Below are 20,661 nucleotides of genomic sequence, written 5' to 3' on the forward strand. Positions count from 1 at the left end.
CCCATTCAGATATCCTTCTACAATATTTAATTTTTCTTCTGATGTATATTTCCGATACATAAAATACCCCCAAGTAGATTTTGGTTATTTACCTTGTCTACTTAAGGGGTATCATATCAGATTCATCTATTTTGCAACGGCCCCTTTTTGTATGGCGCGGATGGGAGACAGGCGCGAAAAGTTAGAGCACGGTCGAAGAAGGAGAGGCGGAAGGGAGGAAATGCGCCAAGCAGCCACTAAAAAAAGCGAAGTGCAAGGAGGCAAAAGAAGAGAGGTACGGAAGACAGGCGCGAAAATCATAGCATGGATAAAAATGAGAGGAGGAAGGGAAGAAATGCGCCAAGCAGCCGCTAAAAAAAGCGAAGTGCAAGGAGGAAAAAGAAAAGAAGTACGGGAGACAGGCGCGAAAAGTTAGAGCACGGTCGAAGAAGGAGAGGCGGAAGGGAGGAAACGCGCCAAAAAAGCGAAGAACAAGGAGGCAAAAGATAAGAGGTACGGGAGACAGGCGCGAAAAAAGAGAGCACGGTCGAAGAAGGAGAGGCGGAAGGGGAGAAACGCGCCAAGCAGCCGCTAAAAAAGCGAAGTGCAAGGAGGCAAAAGAAAAGAGGTACGGAAGACAGGCGCGAAAATCATAGCATGGATAAAAATGAGAGGCGGAAGGGAAGAAATGCGCCAAACAGCCGCTAAAAAAAGCGAAGTGCAAGGAGGAAAAAAAAGAGGTACGGGAGACAGGCGCGAAAAGTTAGAGCACGGTCGAAGAATGAGAGGCGGAAGGGAGGAAACGTGCCAAACAGCCGCTAAAAAAAGCGAAGTGCAAGGAGGCAAAAGAAAAGAAGTACGGGAGACAGGAGCGAAAAGTTAGAGCACGGTAGAAGAATGAGAGGCGGAAGGGAGGAAACGCGCCAAGCAGCCGCTAAAAAAAGCGAAGTGCAAGGAGGCAAAAGAAAAGAGGTACGGAAGACAGGCGCGAAAAGTTAGAGCACGGTCGAAGAATGAGAGGCGGAAGGGAGGAAATGCGCCAAGCAGCCGCTAAAAAAAGCGAAGTGCAAGGAGGCAAAAGAAAAGGGGTACGGGAGACAGGAGCGAAAATCATAGCATGGATAAAAAATGAGAGGCGGAAGGGAGGAAACGCGCCAAACAGCCGCTAAAAAAAGCGAAGAACAAGGAGGCAAAAGAAAAGAGGTACGGGAGACAGGCGCGAAAAGTTAGAGCACGGTCGAAGAAGGAGAGGCGGAAGGAAGGAAATGCACCAAACAGCCGCTAAAAAAAGCGAAGTGCAAGGAGGCAAAAGAAAAGAGGTACGGGAGACAGGAGCGAAAAGTTAGAGCACGGTCGAAGAAGGAGAGGCGGAAGGGAGGAAACGTGCCAAACAGCCGCTAAAAAAGCGAAGAACAAGGCGGCAAAAGAAAAGAGGTACGGGAGACAGGCGCGAAAAGTTAGAGCGCGGTCGAAGAAGGAGAGGCGGAAGGGGAGAAACGCGCCAAACAGCCGCTAAAAAAGCGAAGAACAAGGAGGCAAAAGAAAAGAGGTACGGGAGACAGGAGCGAAAAGTTAGAGCACGGTCGAAGAAGGAGAGGCGGAAGGGGAGAAACGCGCCAAACAGCCGCTAAAAAAAGCGAAGTGCAAGGAGGCAAAAGAAAAGAGGTACGGAAGACAGGAGCGAAAAAAGAGAGCACGGTCGAAGAAGGAGAGGCGGAAGGGAGGAAATGCACCAAACAGCCGCTAAAAAAAGCGAAGAACAAGGAGGCAAAAGAAAAGAGGTACGGGAGACAGGAGCGAAAAAAGAGAGCACGGTCGAAGAAGGAGAGGCGGAAGGGGAGAAACGTGCCAAACAGCCGCTAAAAAAGCGAAGTGCAAGGAGGCAAAAGAAAAGAGGTACGGAAGACAGCCGCGAAAAGTTAGAGCACGGTCGAAGAATGAGAGGCGGAAGGGAGGAAATGCACCAAACAGCCGCTAAAAAAAGCGAAGTGCAAGGCGGCAAAAGAAAAGAAGTACGGGAGACAGCCGCGAAAAGTTAGAGCACGGTCGAAGAAGGAGAGGCGGAAGGGGAGAAACGCGCCAAACAGCCGCTAAAACAAGAACCCACTCCATCCTAAAACCATAAAAATCTATCGCCATACAGTTTTTAGCGTTAGTCTTCTATCTCCACCGCGTTTTCTTGCGCTAAAGTGATAGCGGTTGCAGGAAAGCAGAGAATGTGATAAAATGGAGCAAAAGTGGTTATAACAATGAAGGAGGAGACAATGTCCCTATTGATTAAAAATGGCATCGTCCTGGACCCAAGTGCGGACCAGGCAATCCGCCGAGACGTATATATTGACGGGGGAGTCATTCAAGACCAAATACCGGACAGCGAGCAGTCGAATTCCATTCAAGTTTTGGACGCGGCTGGATGTTGGGTCATGCCAGGTTTTATCGATTTGCATGTGCACTTGCGGGAGCCTGGATTAACACACAAAGAAACCATTGCGACTGGCAGCGCAGCGGCGGCGGCAGGCGGGTTTACCACAATCTGCGCCATGCCGAACACAGTGCCGGTAACGGATTCGGCCGAGATCGTCCGTTATATTTTGGGACAAGCTGCAAAAGCGCCGTACACCCATGTCCTGCCTGTTGGCTCCATTACCTTAGGACAGGAAGGACGGGAACTGTCCCATATGGATGAAATGGCGGCAGCGGGAGTCTGTGCTTTCAGCGAAGACGGCAAATCGGTCATGAATGCCGCACTCATGAAGCAGGCGATGGAAAAAGCGAAAGCGCTAGGGCTCCCCATTCTAGATCACTGTGAGGATATAAGCCTAGCCGGCGGCTGTGTAAATGAGGGGGAGAATGCGCAAAGGGCAGGGTTGCCGGGGATATCTCGTGACGCTGAGGAACTCATGACGGCACGAGATATCATGCTAGCGGCCAGTACAGGAGTCAAGCTCCATATCTGCCATGTCAGCACAGCAGGCAGCGTTGAGATCATTCGCGAGGCGAAGAAGCGAGGGATCCCCATCACCGCCGAGGCATGTCCCCATCATTTTACCCTCAGTGACGAGTCGATTTTGACACAAGATCCGAATTTTAAAATGAGCCCACCTCTGAGGACAAAGGGGGATGTGCAGGCGATCCTAGACGGATTGGCCGATGGAACGCTGGACTGTATTGCGACGGACCACGCCCCCCATCACGCAGAGGACAAAAATACCGACATGCAAAGCGCCGCGAACGGGATCGTCGGGTTGGAGACGGCGTTATCGCTGAGCGTTACCCGGCTCACAAGTCCTGGCATACTGACGCCCCTTGCCCTGGCGAAATGTTTGAGTTACAATCCGGCAAAAATCATTGGACTTGACCGGGGGGAGATTCGGCCGCACAAGCCAGCGGACGTGGTGATTGTCAACCCAGCGAAGCAATACGTAGTGGATAAAAATTCGTTTTATACGAAGGGACGAAATACGCCTTTTCACGGCATGACCCTGCAAGGAAAAGTGGAGGCTACGATTCTGGACGGCCGAATCGTGTATCAGAATGGGAAAGTATACAAATAAGAGAGGGATTAGGCAATGATTGATTTACTAGTAGATAAAATCCAGGCACTACAAAATCCAACGGTGGTTGGGCTCGACCCGAGGCTTTCCATGATTCCGGAACACATCCGCCAGCAGGCCTTTGAGACCTATGGACAGACGCTAAAGGGAGCGTCGGAGGCATTTTGGCTATTTAATAAAGAGATCATTGACGCAGTTTATGATCTTGTCCCCGCGGTTAAACCACAAGTTGCAATGTATGAAATGTACGGTGCGGACGGCGTAGACGTCTTCATTCGGACGATTCAATACGCCAAAGAGAAAGGGCTTGTCGTAATCGGGGATATTAAGCGGAGCGACATCGCGTCAACGGCGCAGGCATACGCAGATGGCCATATCGGAGAGGTTACAGTGGGTGAGACGGCATACGCGCCGTATCAAGAGGACTTTATCACCCTAAATCCGTATTTGGGTGTTGAATCCATTGAACCGTATTTTCCGCATTTGACAAAATATGATAAAGGATTATTTATTTTAGTCAAAACCTCCAATCCAGGCAGCGGCGAGATCCAGGATTTGCCTGCTGGGGAAGCGGGCAAACCTCTGTATGAAGTCGTAGGGGGGTTGGTGGAGAAATGGGGAGAACCTTTTCGGGGGCGATATGGATATTCTGATATCGGAGCGGTTGTCGGTGCAACGCACCCCGAGCAGGGGAGCCGGCTCCGAGAGATTTTACCGCACACCTTTTTTCTGGTACCAGGCTATGGAGCGCAGGGCGCCACAGCGCAGGATCTGGCCGGATGCTTTGACCAGAATGGCCTAGGCGCCATTGTAAATTCTTCACGGGGAATTATGGCGGCATGGCAGAAGGACAGCTATGCGAAAATGTTCACGCCGGAGGAATTTGCGCAGGCATCCAGGGCAGCGGTTCTCGATATGAAAGAAGATTTACACAAAGCGATGGAGTGATAATAGATGGAGGATGACCATGTGGAATGATGGGGTAGCCATAAAGGAACAAGTAGAGCTGGCACCAGGCATTTATCGAATGGAATTGTTCGCGCCGGAGCTGGTGGCGCAAGCAAAGCCTGGGCAGTTTGTCAATCTGTATTGCCGGGATAAAAGCCGGCTCTTGCCCCGGCCAATCAGCATCTGCGATGCGATTGTAGAGACAGGGCGGTTGGTTTTAATTTATGCTGTCGTCGGGAAGGGAACCGAAGAGCTGTCGGCCATGGGAGAGGGCGATACCATACGGGTTATGGGCCCTTTAGGCAATGGATTCCCATTAGAGGCCGCGACAGAGGCAAAGGAGATCTTTCTAGTGGGCGGGGGTTTGGGAATGCCCCCCATGCTATTTTTGGCGAAAGCCCTGTCCGATAAGCCGCTGAAAATCTTTTTAGGATTTCGCAGTCAACCCTGGATGGGGCAAGAATTTGAACCCTGGGGAGAGGTGATGGGATCCAGCGACGATGGAACCTATGGCTGTAAAGGTACGGTCATCGACGCCATGAACTTGTATTTGCAGCACGCTGATTTGGCAGCGCGCCGTGTGCTCTATGCCTGCGGTCCCATCCCGATGATGCGGGCTATACAACAATGGCAGCAGGGCCAGAATCTGGAGACCTGGTTTTCTCTGGAAGAGCGGATGGGGTGTGGGTTTGGCGCATGTGCCGGATGCCCAGCTAAGCTCCGGATGCCCGATGGCAGCGTCATACAAAAGGGAGTCTGCAAGCTGGGCCCTGTATTCCCCGGAGAGGATGTGATCTTTTCATGAGTAAAACCATGGCTGTATCGTTCTGCGGAATGGAAATGAAAAATCCAATCACCACAGCGTCCGGAACCTTCAACCCACAAGCCCACAGCCAGTTTTTTGACCTGAACCGGTTAGGAGCGGTAACGGTAAAGGGAGTGGCCAAAGAGCCATGGCCTGGCAATCCGACTCCCCGCATTGCGGAAACCTATGGCGGTATGCTGAACTCGGTGGGTTTAATGAATCCGGGAATTGACGCCTTTATAAAAGACGATCTAGAGTTTTTAAAACAGTTTGATACCAAGGTGATTGTCAACACGGCGGGGCGGACGCTGGAGGACTATGTGGAGGTATCACGGCGTCTGGCGGAAACGGAGGTGGATTTGGTTGAGCTCAATATATCCTGCCCCAATGTCAAAGAGGGCGGCGTAACCTTCGGAACGGACGCGCACATGGTGGAGAAGGTGGTGAGGGCCGTGAAGAAAAACACGCGGCAACCTCTTATAGTGAAACTCAGCCCCAACGTTACGGATATTGTGGAGATCGCCCGCGCAGCGGAATCTGCTGGCGCAGATGCGCTGTCCCTTATCAATACCCTATTAGGAATGCGGATTGATGTATATAAAAGAAAACCGGTTCTGGCACAGAAAGTCGGAGGATTTTCTGGCCCGGCGGTCAAACCAGTAGCGGTGCGGATGGTATACCAGGTCCACAAGGCTTGCTCGATTCCGATTCTGGCTATGGGCGGGATTTATACTGGGGAGGACGCGGCGGAGTTTATTATGGCGGGTGCCACCATGGTCGCCACCGGAACGGCAAATCTGATTGAACCCGATGCGCCGGTCCGCGTTCTGGATGAGTTGGAAGCGTTTATGGAAAAAACCGGCGTTCAGGATATCAACGAGATCCGTGGCATTATCGAGTGAAGTAGGGGCAATGAATCGCTTGATTTCTGGGGCGAATACTGTAAGATAGGAATGCGAAGGAGGTAGCGTATGCTGCAAGAAGGAATGAAAGCGCCTGATTTTGCTTTGCCGGATCAGGATGGAAATCAAGTCACTTTATCTCAATTCCGGGGGAAAAAGGTCGTGGTGTATTTTTATCCAAAGGATAATACGCCAGGCTGTACGCGCCAGGCATGTGCCTTTCGCGATGCGTTTGCGCAATTTCAGGCCATGGATGTAATCGTCATCGGGATTAGCAAGGATACAGAAGCGTCCCATCAGCGTTTTATCCAGAAGTTTGAACTGCCATTTCTTCTGTTGTCCGACCCCGATTTGACGGCTATCAAGGCATATGAGGTCTGGCGGGAAAAGAAAATGTATGGGAAAACGGCCTTTGGGACAGCCAGAACCACGTTTGTCATCGATGAACAAGGGATGATTGTGAAAGTCTTCGAAAAGGCAAAGCCAGATACAAACGCGGCGGAAATTTTGGAGTCTTTGAAAACGATGTAGATCAACAAGGTGCTATCGTGCCAGCGCGCAGGATAGCCCTTTCTATTTTAGAACGTAAACGGTGACCCTTTTTAGATGAGGTCTGCTGCATTTTATCTATGAAACAGCTCGAATATATTAGCGTGATTTAATTGATTCAAAAGTTGGTTCATATTTTTACACGAAAATTTTTTTAGGATTCTGGAGGCCATGACGCGGATCGTACCTTCTTCTACAAAACGCAGCCTTGCAATTTCCCGGTAGCTGTTCCCTTCGGATATTAGCTTTAATACTTCAAATTCTCCGGTAGAAAGTTTCGAGACAATCTCGACCAGGTAAAGGAGCGATTTTTGCGCCTTGCTGATATCTGCGGCCTTTCTGGTCAGCGATCTGGATATATTGAGATTCAAACTTGCGCGACCCCAATACACATCTCTGATCATATCAAATATCATATTGGATGGAGTATCTTTACATATATAGTTATCAACTTCAGATGCAAAAGCAGTAAAAATGTAGTCATCGTTAAGATGGCTGGTTAAAATGATGATTTTTATATCGGGATTTATAGATTTAATAATGGGAATAACTTCAAGACCGTCTGTTTCCGTTTCCATTTGAATATCCAGCAGTAAAACGTCAAAAATCTGAGTTTTTACCAATTGGATACACTCTGCGGGATTATGTGCTTCTCCGGCGAAGCACAGATCGGTTTCATATTCAATTTCCGCTTTAAAACTTTCACATAAAAAGATAGCGTCGTCGCAGATGGCAACAGTAATTGGTTTCATATGCTTCCTACCTTTCATGATGCGATATATGGCATTGTTCTTTTGTTAATGAATGATATACAAAGGCAGAGCAACTTTAAATTTGGAAAAGCTACCTGGCTGAGACTCCACTCTTATTTCCCCCTGCATTTGCGTGATAACTTTTTTTGCATAGTATAAACCTATTCCGGAACTATGCGGCTCAAAATTAGCAGAATAGAAAATGGAGAATATATTTTTTATTTTATCCTGGCTGATGCCAACGCCATTGTCTGTAATTTCTATAATTCCATAGTCTGTTTCATAAGTTCCTTTGAACGTGATAGACGGATCCGAATGCCCCTTTTTATGAAGCGCACTTACAGCATTTGCAATAATATTTTTGAAAACCTCTGTCAAATGATATTCATCGGCATTGACATAAGGTTCATTTTGCGGAAAAGCATAAAATGTTTGTATATTGTCTGGCATAGGAGTTGTTTCAACAGCATGCCTGATACATTCGCTGATTTTTACAGGACCTGGCGATAGGTTTGCATCAGAGAGAAAGAATACGGTTTTATTGACCATTTCCAAATGGGCCTCTGCAATGCTTTGGCACAACTGAATGTGGCCTTCTGTTTTTTTATAATCGGAATCCGCCAGACTGCGTTGCATTAATGCGGTCTGACGCTTAATTCCTAAAAAGGCATTTTTATACACATGAAAGATCATATTGCAGTTTTTTTCCAGGGTGCGTGAATTTAAAAAAATGTCATGGCGCTTCATTAGGACGTAAGAGCTTTTGCGGTTCAGCAGCAGTATTATACCTGCAAAAAGGAACAGAAACAGATATATAATTTGTGTGATCCATGTGAAGGAAGTGGAAACAATCCTTTCTTTGGGCAATAGAGCCTCATTGGTATTATAAAATAAAATTTTGCTGAACATGCCGTTTATAAAGGTAGCGAAAAAGAACAGATTAATAACGCCTATACAGATTCCGTAAAGTTTAAGCTTATTCTTTTTCAAAATTACGGATGTATGCCTGTAATTCAGGATTAGAGAGATAAAAGGAATGAGCAAATACACATACAGTATGGCATGCATCAGAAAGCTGTCCAGAAAATTTACGATTGCTGCTGACAGACGATTAGCGGGATTTGCAGTTTGATGGTAAATGAATATTTTCCAGACAATTTCCGGATGATTCCGAATTACCAGCAGTAACAGTGGGATAAGGAGAATACAGAAATAATACCATTTTGTACATTTCCACAAGCAGACATAGCTGGCTGATATAAAGAGAAACGCTGCAATGGCAATATTGCGCAGTTTTACGATTGTATTTAACGGAAGACGGGCTTGCTGAAGCCATAAGTAAAGGTCATAATCCATATTAAAAAAAATCTGATAGGTAGCGGCTTTCGAGAAATATAAAATGGATAATACCATAAGGAACGACATGATGATCAGGTGTGCCGACAAAATATAAGAAAAGCGGTCCTTATAGTTGATAAGAGGGAATATAACGGCAATTGCGATAATAAAAAGTGAAATAAATATCATGAAATTACCCCCTTCTCCATAACAACAATGTTTTTCTAAATTATAATGTACGAAAATCCCATAGTCAATAATCCGCAGAAAATTTATGGAAAGCATACAAAAAAGTAACTTCCTTACGGGAGGTTTTTTTGGTAAGATTGGAATCACAGAAAATTTAATTATTTTAAAGGAGGAGCGATTCATCATGAAACTTAAAAAGAGGATTTTAGCTATGGTACTTTTCTTATCAGTATTCCTGTCAATACCGGGCTGCGGACAGGGGAATTCTGCAGATTCCAACAGTACGGATCCGGCAGAAACGAAAGATGTGATAACCGTATGGACGTCGGAAGCGCACAGTAAAACCGTCATTGAAAAAATGATTCAGGAGTTTAACAGCGGCGCGGGTGCGAAAAAAGGGATTGAAATTCAGTATGAAGTGAAAACGGATATTTCAAAGCTGGTGGAGTTGGGGGCTGCAACAGGAGATCTGCCGGATATTTTTTCCGGCGGCAATATGAGTCAGCTGGCGGAAGATGGAATAATCATTGCCCTTGAAGATATTGAAGGCGGAGAAAAGCTTGTCGATACATATCGCGATTATTTACTGGTCAATACTCATACGTATAAGGGAAAAACCTATAAGCTTCCGTTCAGCGCAACACTTCATGGATTACTGTATAACAAGGATATGTTCAAGGCTGCCGGACTTGTAGATGAAAACGGTGAGCCAACGCCTCCGAAAACATTTGCAGAATTAAGGGAGTACGCCAATATTTTAACGGACGAATCCAAACAGGAATATGGTCTGGTCGTTCCCATTGGCTGGGGCGTCAACAGCTTCCTTGACAGCGTTGTTCCAATGGCGCGCGTGTCCACCGGATTACAGAACGGATACAATCCGAAAACGGGAGAATATGACTTCACGTCCATGAATGCGGCTGTCCAGACATTGCTGGATATCAAACATGACGGGAGCGTTGTTCCGGGCGCTGACGGTATGGACAATGACACTGCAAGAGCGCGATTTGCGGCAGGAGGAATTGGCATGAAGTTTGGATATTCCTTTGACGTCGGTGTGTTAACGGATCAGTTCCCGGCGGAAATTGATTGGGGTGTTGCGCCAATCCCGTCTGAAAATGAGAATGATGTATATAAGCAGCCGTATAACCTTGGCTTCTTTGCAGCGATTAACAGCAAGGCTGTTGAACGCGTGGGAGCGGAAAAGATATTGACGGTATATGAATTCCTGCACAGCGATGAGTTTTTAAAGGAACTGTATGAGGAAGGAATGTATATCCCCTACAAAGCAGAGATTGCCGAAAATGCAACATATACGGGGGATAAAAAGGGATGGGCGGAATTTACAGAAATGTTAAGCATATCCGATAAGAATCTGCCCACAATGCCGTATCAGACTTCACCGGATCTGAAGCTGCCGGCGGAATGCTGGGTTGAAGATATTTGGAGCGAAAAGGTTTCTTATGATCAATTTGCGGAAGAGGTTACCCAAAGGGTGAATGAAAGCGTTGCGGAGTATCAGGCCGCGTATCCGGATGAAGATTATAGTGTTTATATTACTTCTGATTACGATTCGAAGAGATAACAGGAAGCCTGATTTTGAAGGGGCTACCGCACTGACATGCGGCAGCCCCCAATGAAATAACAGAAACCTTATTCATGGCTGGAGGGCATGTAAGTTAATAAGGGGAGAGACGATATGCATGGAAAAAGAAAAAATGTTACAAAGGAATTCGGAAACTTAAATTTTTCGGAAGAAATGGCTTGTTATCTCATCCTGATCGTTCCAATTGTGGGATTTTTAGTATTCATTTTATACCCCTATTTATGGGCGGGAAAGTGGTCGTTTTTTAATTATACAGGAGTGGCTTCCCAAACCAGATTTGTTGGTTGGGAAAATTTTATAAATATTTTTACAAAAGATAAATCTTATTGGCATGCATGGCTGGTAACGCTAAAATTTACTATGTTAAAATTGCCCATTGAGATTCCGTTAGCGCTGCTATTAGCCACAATTTTACAAAAAGATTCTCTGCGTGGCAAGGGGATTTTCCGCTCTGTTTATTATTTGCCCAGTATTATCAGCGTGGCCATTGTGGGAGCTATCTTTTCCAATTTATTTGATTTCAGAGGGGTTATAAATTCTTGCCTGATGAGATTCAATATAATTCAACGTCCCATTGATTGGTTTGCTGATTATTCTACTTCTATGGCTGTGCTTCTCACAGCATCCATTTGGCTGTCATTTGGCGTAAATGTTCTATACTTTATGGCGGCTTTATCGAATGTTCCGGTAGAACTTTATGAAGCGGCAAGTGTGGAAGGCGCAGGCAGGATTCGTAAGTTTTTTTCTATTACACTGCCTATGATTGCGCCGGTTTTTCAGACCATTTTATTATTGGCAATTAATGGGACCCTGCAAACGGGTGAATTTATTATCGTACTTTCAAATGGAGCCCCTGGTGGGACGACTTTTACCGTAGGCGCGTATTTGATCAATGCGTTTGTTCCTGGATTTGCGACAGGAAGTCCCAATATAGGGTATGGCAGCGCGCTTTCCCTGGTAACCTCAGTGTTCTATTGTTTGATTGCTGTTGCCTATATGAAGGTGAGTACGCGTCTGGCCAACAACAGCTAAGGAGGATAATTGTGGAGAGAAGGAATAGAATAGTGAATTTGATTTGTTATTTGTTTCTGCTTATCATCCTGCTTGCAACATTATTTCCTCTTATATATACGATCCTTTCTTCATTTAAGACAAACATGGAGCTTTTAAGTGATCCTGGGAGAATTTTTCCGGAGCGCTTTACTGTCGATAATTATATTCGCGCCTGGAATTCAGACAGCTTACAGATTGGAAGAATGTTTATAAACAGCGTACTCTATACGCTTGGATGCGTCATGATTATGCTGATAGAAGCATCCTTATATGGCTATGTGTTTGCTCGGGGCAAATTCAGGGGTAAACGTATTTTGTTTCTGGTTTTTTCTTCCTTAATGTTTATTAATTTGGGCTCTATCACTATTTATCCATTATTGGAGGTTTTGGCTTCTGTTAAGCTAAAAAGTTCGCTTTGGGCCTTATTGGTATATAAAATTTTTGCAATCCCGATTGTGAATATTTATCTTGTGAAAAGTTATATTCAGTCGCTGCCGATTGCCCTTGATGAGGCCGCGAAGATTGATGGATGCGGGTTTGTGGGAATATTTTTCCGTATTATCCGGCCGATGCTAAAGCCGATTATGGCTACAATAGGGATGCTTTCCTTTAATAGTTCCTGGAATGAATATTTGTTTCCGGCGGTTTTTACAATGGCAAAGCCGGAGCAGCAAACCTTGATCGTGGGGATTATAGCTTTGAAAAACTCTTCTGAATCGGCGGTGAGCTGGGATTTGATGTTTGCAGGAACAACGATTTCGCTTATCCCTGTTTTGCTTGCCTTTGCATTTGCAAACCGATATTTTGTCAAGGGGATTGCTATGGGAGCATTAAAAGGATAACTCATTTGATGAAGGGGTTGATTACGATGAGAAAAAGAGTCGTATCATTAGTAGTGCTTTTGGTATTGATGTTGATCTTTGCGCTTGAGTCTTCTGTTTTCGCAATAGAGTTTTCCAGAGGAAGTGATGAAAATTCAGAAATAAAACAAAGCGCCGCCTATTTCAGAGAGGATTTTGGGAACGGCTTAGGTGATTGGTCTGTAAACTATCAGATGGCAGTGAATGCAGCTGGACAATTAGCGACTACCGTTAGCAATGGAGTATGTAAGGTTGTCAGTCCTCTGGATTTTGCGGTGAAGGATATGATATTGGAATACGATATGCAGATTTCCAGTAATGCGGCAGATAACTTTATGTTTGTTACGGATTTACGGTGCGAGGATAAAGTAGATGCTGTGCGTATTATACTGTATAAAAATGCGATAACAGTGATTTCCTCCACGGCATCTGGAACAGCCCGGCAGGTTTACAGTAAGAGTGTTGTAGATTTTGATGAGATGTACCGTGTAAGAGTGAAGTTAATCGGTAATAGTCTTTCTTATGAAATAAAAAATGCCGCTCAAGATGAGTTTGAGAAAATTTTTAAAGTGGATGGGATGACTCTTGACCAAAAGGGACAGTTTTCTTTTCTGGTATCGAATACGGACGCCTTGATTGACAATATTTTTGTAACCAATCTTGATGTTGTAACAGAACAGAATACTTACTATTCAGAAGATTTCAAAAACGGACTGGATGACTGGTCTGTAAAATATCAGATGGAAGTAAACGTAGAGGGACAATTAGCTACCACCGTGAATGAAGGTGTATGTAAGGTTGTCAGTCCGTCGGATTTTGCGGTTGAAAATATGATTTTAGAATACGATATGCAAATTTCCGCTAATGCGGCAAATAATTTTATGTTCGTGACAGATTTGCGGTGCGAGGATAAAGTAGATGCCGTCCGTATTATTCTATATAAAGATGCGATGACAGTAATTGCCTCTACTATGTCTGGACCAGCTCGCCAGGTCTGCAATGAGAGTGTTATAAATTTTGACACAGTGTATCGTGTTAGAATTAAGTTAGTGGATGATACGCTTATTTATGAGATAAGGAGTGTCGATGAAGAGGAATTTGTCACAATTTTTGAAATGAGTGGGATAATGCTAAGTCAAAAAGGGCAGTTCTCTTTTTTGGTATCCAATGCGGAGGCATTGATTGATAATGTTTCTTTAGTGAATCTTGATGACGATGAGATTCAATTTGAAAAAGCTTATTATTATATTAATACAGGAACCACCGCATCGCTGGATTTTTGGAATCGAGGGAATCATAATGTGGTATTTTCTTCCAGCAATCATAGCGTCGCAACAGTTGACAACGAAGGCAATGTTACGGCAATCGCGAAAGGAGAGGCATATATCACGGTTGCGACTATAAACGGAGATGAAAGTTCTATGTGTAAAGTAATCTCCACAAAACCGGTTACCAATGTTGTTCTGCATAAGAATACCATGCAATTAGAAGTTGGGGAATCAGAGGAATTATTGGGCTATATTGTTCCAAATGATGCTACTAATACCCTGATTTATTGGGAGGTAGAGGATCCTGAAATTATCAGTCTTACAGGAATACGCAGCAGCGCCCGCGGTGTTACGGCCCTTAAACCCGGTCAGACGAAAATAAAGGTAACCTCTGATGAGGGCGGATATGTCAGTATATGCAATGTTACTGTAACTGAAAAAACAATACCAGATTCTAAAAATGCCACGTTATATTTTGATGGATATAAGCGGGAGATTCCAGAATATATTTATGGAAATATTGAAACCACAACGCTTTATCAGGCAAGTGCAGGTATGCTGAATCAAAATCGTAATATTGAGACAGAAAAAGCAAATGAACTCTATAAAATGCAATTGAATAAGGAAACAGGTTTTCAATTCCTGCGTTCATATGTTCATTGGTATGACTGGCAGACCGGTTACCCTACCAACGTTTCAGATGAACAGCGTGGCAATCTGATTGCATATCCATTACAATACTATTTTGAAAATGCTGACGCAGTGAATATGCCTATTTGTATTGGTATTAATGTAAATCAGGATGTTGAAACGGCTTTTGAGGGAATCAAAAAAATTAAGGAGTTGTCTGATGGAAGACCATTTTGGATTGAATATGGTAATGAGCTGTATGCAATCAGTGCAGAAGAAATTGTTGCAAATGTGGACGTGTATGTAAGGAAACTACGAGAACTAAATAATTTAGTGAAAGCATACGATCCAAACATTAAAATAGGCGTACCGTTATTGGCCTTGAGCGCTGATCGTGCTATTAAAAATGATCCTAACAACTGGGTGCGCAGCGAAGACGATTGGGAATATACGCAAGGGGCGCGCGCTTTAGAGTGGAACAAGGCTTTAGCACAGAATCCTGATTGTTATGACGCTATCGTGGTACATTATTATTCCGGTATTCATAATTTTACAGATATTAAACCTAAGGATTTACTCCGAATCCATCTAAAAGATGTGTTGCTGCAAGGTTTTTCTACAGAAGCGATGTTAAAACGACAATATCCGGGAAAAGAACTCTGGGTTACCGAATATGGAGTGCTGTCCTATAATGTTCAGGTGGGAGCAGATGAAGCAGAGCGCGGGCGGCGCCAGTATTGTAAGAGTCTTGGCAATGCCATTACCTATCTTGTAACTTTTTTGGAGCAATTGAAGAATGGCGCCACCTTAACCTCAGCAGCCAGTATTATTGGCGGCAATGGTTTTGAATGCTATCAGGTTGTCGGAAACAATGCGTTGTTTTCAGAAAATGAGTTGGTAAAGCTGCCAAACGGATACTTGTATGAAAAATTTTCTCCGATCATAAATTCATCGACACATTATTATGATCTCATGCAGAAAGAAGGGACTGTTTATACCTCACAAATAGATTTAAACGGTGAACGTATTGATGTCCTGTCGCCGGATATTCTGGCATATGGTTTCGGTGATGATAGTAAGGCCAATTATATTTTGCTTATTAATCAGTATGAAAATCCAACTACAGTGACAATTGAGGGCACTGATGTAACGCCGCTTTGGGTCTATGAAGGTACTTATGGAGCATATCCTTATTGGACCAATAATCCCAACAGCAGGATGTCAGACGTCCCACAGCATATAGATGTTCCTGTGGATCTAGAGGGGATACCGCAAGAAAATATTGAGTTGCCGCCATTTTCGATTACCTGCGTAGGAGTTTCCAAAGGCATCAACGATGGGATTTCGGCGCAACTGCGTGAAAAGCTGTCGGATACAATCGTACTGAAAAGCTCTGCGAGCCAGGCACTTGGTATAAATGGAGAAATCTTCTATGTAGATAGTTTTGATTCTACGGTACAAACCGTAATGGTAGATGGTCAATTGTTTGTTCCGGCACGTGCGTTGCTTACTAACGATAACATTTTGGTGTCGTATGACAGCGTAGAACAACAAATGTCAGCTGTCAGGATCGCAGAAGACGGAAATTCATATTCCAGTGTGTTTGATATCCGGGAAAATGAAATTATGATAGACAGGTTGGAAATCTTTCCGGAGGGAGGAGGCGGCGTTATTTATGAAGGTGGAAGAACGATATCTCTGGAAACCCAACTGCCGGGTTCCGTTGAAGAGTTGTACTTACCGCTTGAAATTATTGCCCAGATTACCGGAAGATGTGTGATTAATTGCGGTGAAGGCGTCTATTTACTGAGTAAAAGCGCCATTGTGCTGAATAGTGAGGAAATACAGATATTGAGTATGGCTTTACGCAATCCAACCGGAGAGGAAGCGGGGGAAGAGACGGACTCCGGCTTGTCGGCCGGTGAAATGCCAATTGAGGACATGTCTTCCGACGATTCCTCTTCCGACAGCGCGGAAGAGGAATCGCCGCGGCCAAAGGCTGACGGAACCGTGACGGATTTTGAGGGGTATGTCAAGGAGGAAAGCGGGGTGACTTTGCCGAAGACCGGAGACAACGACAATCCAGCTCTGTGGGCGGTTGTGACCGTATCTTCCCTTATGCTGATTCTCCTGGTACTTATCCGGCGTTGAAGGAAGGACAGGAATCTGAAGTTTATGAAAAAGAAGGGGAGGGAAAGGACTGTATGGAAATAGACTGCAATTGGTGGCATAAACCATATTTGCCTGTTTATAACGAAGAGAAAAGAAATGCGCCTTATATATGCAGGCTGGCGCCCAATGAAACAGGATTTGAAGCGGAATGGTTCGATCTAGGCTCAGAGGAACAGCATATGCTGTATTGGCAGCATATTAGCTGGACGGACTGGAAAGGAATGCCTGTTTCATCTAATTTAGTGAAAGTTGGCGGGCTAAAGAAGAATGAAGACTATAGATTCTTTATTGAATCAAAAGAGGGAAGAAAGAGTCATGTACGTCTGGTGCGCACGGGCATGGTTCCCGGGGTCGTAGTGAATTATATTCATCCGCGTGAAACCCAGTATATTTATTCTGGCGCACATACCTGTTCGCCTTCGCTGCTTAAGCTTCCGAACGGCGTCCTGTTAGCATCTCATGATGTGTATCAAAAGGACGGAGGACAAAACCTTACCATCCTATATCGTTCTTATGACGGAGGCGCTCATTGGCATTTTGTGACAGAATTGTTCCCATGCTGTTGGGGAAGCCTGTTCTGGCATGATGGAAAAGTGTACTGTTTCGGCGTTTCTACGGAATATGGAGACTTGCTATTGGGATGCTCTCATGACGAGGGCGAGACCTGGACCGGCCCAATTGTCCTGGGATATGGCGCGTGCTGCGGCAGCCAGAATGGGTTCCAGAAAGCGCCGTTCCCCGTGATAACTTATGGGGAACGGTTGTGGACCATGGTGGAATTTGGTTCCTGGAGTACAGGAGAGTTTTGTTATCTGATTTTTAGCGCGGCGATAGATTCAAATTTGATGTGCCCGAAAAGCTGGATTGCCACAGAGCCATTGAAAATGAACTATAGAGAATGGGGATGTAACGAGATTTCCGACAAGCTGTCGCTTGGATATGACCCCTTGCCGATTGAAGGAAATCTGGTTGTTACTCCGGAAGGAAGCATGAAGGCGATTCTCCGCTTTACAAACAATTATGCAGTACTTTTGGGCATGGATTTCCAGGAGCCTGAACGGGCTCTCTGGTTTGAAAACCTGATTTCTTTTCCTATGGCGCATTCAAAATTTGAAATACGAAAAAATGAAGAAGGGCGCTATATTGCGCTGGGGAACTCGCTGCCGCGTCGAAATATTCTTTCTATGTATAGCTCAGATGACCTGAGACATTGGGAGTGGGAAAAAAATATACTGGATTTTTCAGGGGAAGACTATGATGGGGTATATACAGGTGTTCAATATCCATCCTTTTTTATGGAACGCAACGAGGTTTCGATATTAATACGTGCAGCGCTGAACCGTGCGGATAATTTTCATGACGCTAATTACCTGTTGTTTTGCAGGACAAAGCGGGGGAGGTCGGAGGATGAGCGACCATAAAATAAAGTGGCTTTGTGCTCCGGATCAGATTTTGTTAAAGGAACAAGACAAAAAATATGGGAATACATGCAAAGGGGAATGGATATGGCCCTGCGCTTATGTGCGCGGCTATCTGTATAAGGGATTCACGGTTCATGGGGCGCTGAAAGCAGCGTATGTGTATTATGAGTGTGACAATGCGTTCGATTTGTTTATCAATAAACGCGCAGTTGGAGTTTCTGATGCAGAGAGCAGTATCACGGATTTAGTACAGGAAGGTTATAATACTGTTCATATCCGTGTTTATCAGACCAATCGCCCGGAACAGTTCACTTCGGCAATCCGCGGAGAAATACATTTGCTATATACGGATCAAAGGGAAGAAGTGCTATATACGGATCATTCCTGGGAAGCGCTCCGTGTCGGAAATTTTTACGAACCGGATGAGCCTGAAGACTGGCTGAGCCGGGAGGATTATCCGCGGATTGAGATGGTTTGCGATAAGATCCATCCTTTTTTTCTGCGGCATTCCTTTTATTTTAAGAAGAGGTTGATAGTAAAAAAAACAGTATCATCAGCGGTCTTATATGCCAGCGCCAAAGGCTTGTATAAGGCGTTTGTCAACGGTAATTCTGTTTCGGACAATAAATTTGTACCTGGCGCAATGGAAGAGATTTACGAATATCAGGAGTACGACATCCGTCGTTTTTTGGACTATGGAGAGAATACCATCGGATTTATTACCGGAAACGGCTGGTATAACTGTAGATCCTGGGGGGAGCTCACGGCAAAAAAGAATATGATATGGTTTCGTGTAAAGCTGGCCTATACAGATGGAACTTCCGAGACTGTTTCTTCCGATGACAGCTGTTTCATTGCTTTTTCGCCTCTGGCAGATAATGATCTTCAGTTTGGGGAACGGTATGATGCTCGAAAAGAAATTCCCAATTGGTGTAAAAAAGGAAAAACAAAGGGCAGATGGTATCCGGTACAGGTATTGGAAGAAACAAATGAGAGGCTGTGCAGGCAGAATTACCCGCCTGTAAAACCGGTAGAATACTTGCATGCAGTGAAAAAAACACAGGTTTCAGAGCAGTGCTTCCTATTTGATTTTGGAGTCAATGTTTCTGGCAGAGTGCAGATAAAGATTCGAAATGGACAGAGTGGAGACCGTATTATCATCCGGTATTATGAACGCTTTTATCCCACGGAGGTATTATGCGATGGACCCTATCTGCCGGTATATTTTCCGGAGGATGCAAAAGGTGGAAAAGCCAACTGGTCCGTTCGGAATCTGGATGTTTATATCTGCAAAGACGCCAGTATACAGAAATATGAAAGCGAATTTACTTATACAGGGTTTCGTTATATTGCGGTAGAGGGCCTGAAAGAGGTTGCGGATGATACGGTACAAGCGGTAGTCATGCACCAGGACCTGGAAGAAAACGGGATTGTGATAACCTCTTATAAACCTATTATGCAACTGTGGGAGATGGCGAAACGCAGTTATCGTGGGAATATTGTGGGCGGACCCACCGATTGTCCGACACGGGAAAAAAATTTTTGGAATGGAGATATTCAGACCTATGCCCCGGCGGCTTGCTGGTATATGAATAATCATGAGTTCCTTGGAAGATGGAGCGAGCACGGAAGAAAAATTGAATATGGCGTGTATGGCTGGGAAGATGAAGAATATATTCTCCCATGGACGTTGTTTTGGTTTTATGGAGACCGCACAATATTGGAAAAAAAATATAGGAGCATTCTGCAATTGGCGGACCGCAGAAAAAAAGACGAAAGGAACGATCTCACAAGGCATGCCCATGCCCCTTATTGCGATCATTTATCACTGGTAAATGTTCCGGCCGATTTTTTCGCAGATTGCTATTACTGTTTGATGCTTCAACGAATTTCGCAAATTGCAGAAATTTTGGGAGATCAGCGTACAGCCGATGCGTATAGACAAAAAAGGATTTTATCTGCGCAGGCGTTTCATAAGAAATATTATCTGGAAGAAGGATTTGATTATTCACCTCGATGTCAGAGCGCCATAGTGCTTGCCCTTGCCTTCGGCCTGACGCCTAAGGAATGTAGAAGCAAGACTGCCAGCCAATTAAATGAATATGTAATAAAGAATGGCTATCATATTACCACCGGATATATGGCGACGCCGTTTTTGCTAGGTATTTTATGCGATTATGGATACCGCGATACGGCATGGAGGCTCATTCATCAAACGGAGTATCCTTCATGGCGGTATTTGATTCAGACTGGCGCGACCACTATGACGGAAAACTGGGAGGGGTGCGCGACAAATGATTTGTATGCCAGTATGAACCATTATGGATTTGGTTCCATTAGCAGTTGGTTTTTTGAATCACTGGGAGGGATACGCGTTTTTGACGGAACTCCAGGATTTCGTAAAATTGTGCTCAGACCTGTCATTATTCCGCAAATTGGCGCATTTGAGGCGAAGTATAAAACACAAACCGGCATTGTGCGCGTGGCATGGATTGTGCAAGGCGATTTTGTGGATATAAAGATTGAAATTCCAGAAGGAAGCAGCGCTGCTGTAACGCTGCCAAATGGAGAGACGAAGGCGTTATCAAGCGGCCGGTTTGAATTTCATAAAATGCGATATTAGGATTCATGGAAA

Annotated in this window: 14 protein-coding genes; 12 read left to right on the forward strand and 2 right to left on the reverse strand. The window is 44.8% G+C overall.

Annotated features, from left to right (window positions below; translation table 11 throughout):
• The 6 genes from H8730_RS09105 to bcp all read left to right on the forward strand — a co-directional run.
• Positions 1 to 415: hypothetical protein (locus tag H8730_RS09105; RefSeq protein ID WP_249289746.1), on the forward strand; the 415-nt coding region annotated here is incomplete at its 5' end.
• Positions 416 to 2,243: 1,828 nt separating this feature from the next.
• Positions 2,244 to 3,533: a dihydroorotase gene (locus H8730_RS09110; RefSeq protein ID WP_177715681.1), complete on the forward strand. Its 1,290-nt coding sequence runs from the start codon at positions 2,244 to 2,246 to the stop codon at positions 3,531 to 3,533.
• 15 nt (positions 3,534 to 3,548) lie between these two features.
• Positions 3,549 to 4,481 carry an orotidine-5'-phosphate decarboxylase gene (pyrF, locus tag H8730_RS09115; protein WP_177715683.1) on the forward strand — a complete coding sequence of 311 codons (933 nt, stop codon included), beginning with the start codon at positions 3,549 to 3,551 and terminating at the stop codon, positions 4,479 to 4,481.
• 19 nt (positions 4,482 to 4,500) lie between these two features.
• On the forward strand, positions 4,501 to 5,286 hold the full coding sequence (locus H8730_RS09120) for a dihydroorotate dehydrogenase electron transfer subunit (RefSeq protein ID WP_249289747.1): 786 nt from the start codon (positions 4,501 to 4,503) through the stop codon (positions 5,284 to 5,286).
• Complete coding sequence (locus H8730_RS09125; RefSeq protein ID WP_177715687.1) at positions 5,283 to 6,188, forward strand: dihydroorotate dehydrogenase; 906 nt, start codon at positions 5,283 to 5,285, stop codon at positions 6,186 to 6,188. Before H8730_RS09120 ends, H8730_RS09125 begins: the two co-directional genes overlap by 4 nt.
• 69 nt (positions 6,189 to 6,257) lie before the next feature.
• Positions 6,258 to 6,719, forward strand: coding sequence for a thioredoxin-dependent thiol peroxidase (gene bcp, locus H8730_RS09130; RefSeq protein WP_177715689.1), 462 nt, complete (start codon positions 6,258 to 6,260; stop codon positions 6,717 to 6,719).
• Between the two features lie 92 nt (positions 6,720 to 6,811).
• Here the strand turns inward: bcp and H8730_RS09135 are convergent, their stop codons facing one another.
• Together H8730_RS09135 and H8730_RS09140 are read right to left on the reverse strand one after the other, a co-directional pair.
• The gene (locus H8730_RS09135) at positions 6,812 to 7,489 is read right to left on the reverse strand and encodes a response regulator transcription factor (RefSeq protein WP_177715691.1); all 678 of its coding nucleotides are present in this window, start codon (positions 7,487 to 7,489) and stop codon (positions 6,812 to 6,814) included.
• A gap of 45 nt (positions 7,490 to 7,534) precedes the next feature.
• Positions 7,535 to 9,016, reverse strand: coding sequence for a sensor histidine kinase (locus tag H8730_RS09140; protein WP_177715693.1), 1,482 nt, complete (start codon positions 9,014 to 9,016; stop codon positions 7,535 to 7,537).
• Between the two features lie 184 nt (positions 9,017 to 9,200).
• Here H8730_RS09140 and H8730_RS09145 point away from each other — a divergent pair, with 184 nt between their 5' ends.
• From H8730_RS09145 to H8730_RS09170, 6 genes are all read left to right on the forward strand, one after another.
• Complete coding sequence (locus H8730_RS09145) at positions 9,201 to 10,601, forward strand: ABC transporter substrate-binding protein (protein ID WP_177715695.1); 1,401 nt, start codon at positions 9,201 to 9,203, stop codon at positions 10,599 to 10,601.
• 114 nt (positions 10,602 to 10,715) lie between these two features.
• Positions 10,716 to 11,654, forward strand: coding sequence for a carbohydrate ABC transporter permease (locus tag H8730_RS09150; protein ID WP_177715698.1), 939 nt, complete (start codon positions 10,716 to 10,718; stop codon positions 11,652 to 11,654).
• Positions 11,655 to 11,665: 11 nt separating this feature from the next.
• Positions 11,666 to 12,517 (forward strand): ABC transporter permease subunit, encoded by an 852-nt coding sequence (locus tag H8730_RS09155; protein WP_177715700.1) that lies wholly within the window; start codon positions 11,666 to 11,668, stop codon positions 12,515 to 12,517.
• Between the two features lie 26 nt (positions 12,518 to 12,543).
• Positions 12,544 to 16,584: an Ig-like domain-containing protein gene (locus tag H8730_RS09160; RefSeq protein WP_177715702.1), complete on the forward strand. Its 4,041-nt coding sequence runs from the start codon at positions 12,544 to 12,546 to the stop codon at positions 16,582 to 16,584.
• A gap of 53 nt (positions 16,585 to 16,637) precedes the next feature.
• Entirely contained in the window at positions 16,638 to 18,026 is a 1,389-nt protein-coding gene (locus tag H8730_RS09165; protein WP_177715704.1) for a sialidase family protein, read from the forward strand.
• Entirely contained in the window at positions 18,013 to 20,649 is a 2,637-nt protein-coding gene (locus tag H8730_RS09170) for a family 78 glycoside hydrolase catalytic domain (protein WP_177715706.1), read from the forward strand. The genes H8730_RS09165 and H8730_RS09170 overlap by 14 nt, the downstream gene beginning before the upstream one ends.
• Positions 20,650 to 20,661: the final 12 nt, after the last annotated feature.

The sequence above is a fragment of the Bianquea renquensis genome (assembly GCF_014384895.1).
Lineage (GTDB): Bacteria > Bacillota > Clostridia > Lachnospirales > Bianqueaceae > Bianquea > Bianquea renquensis.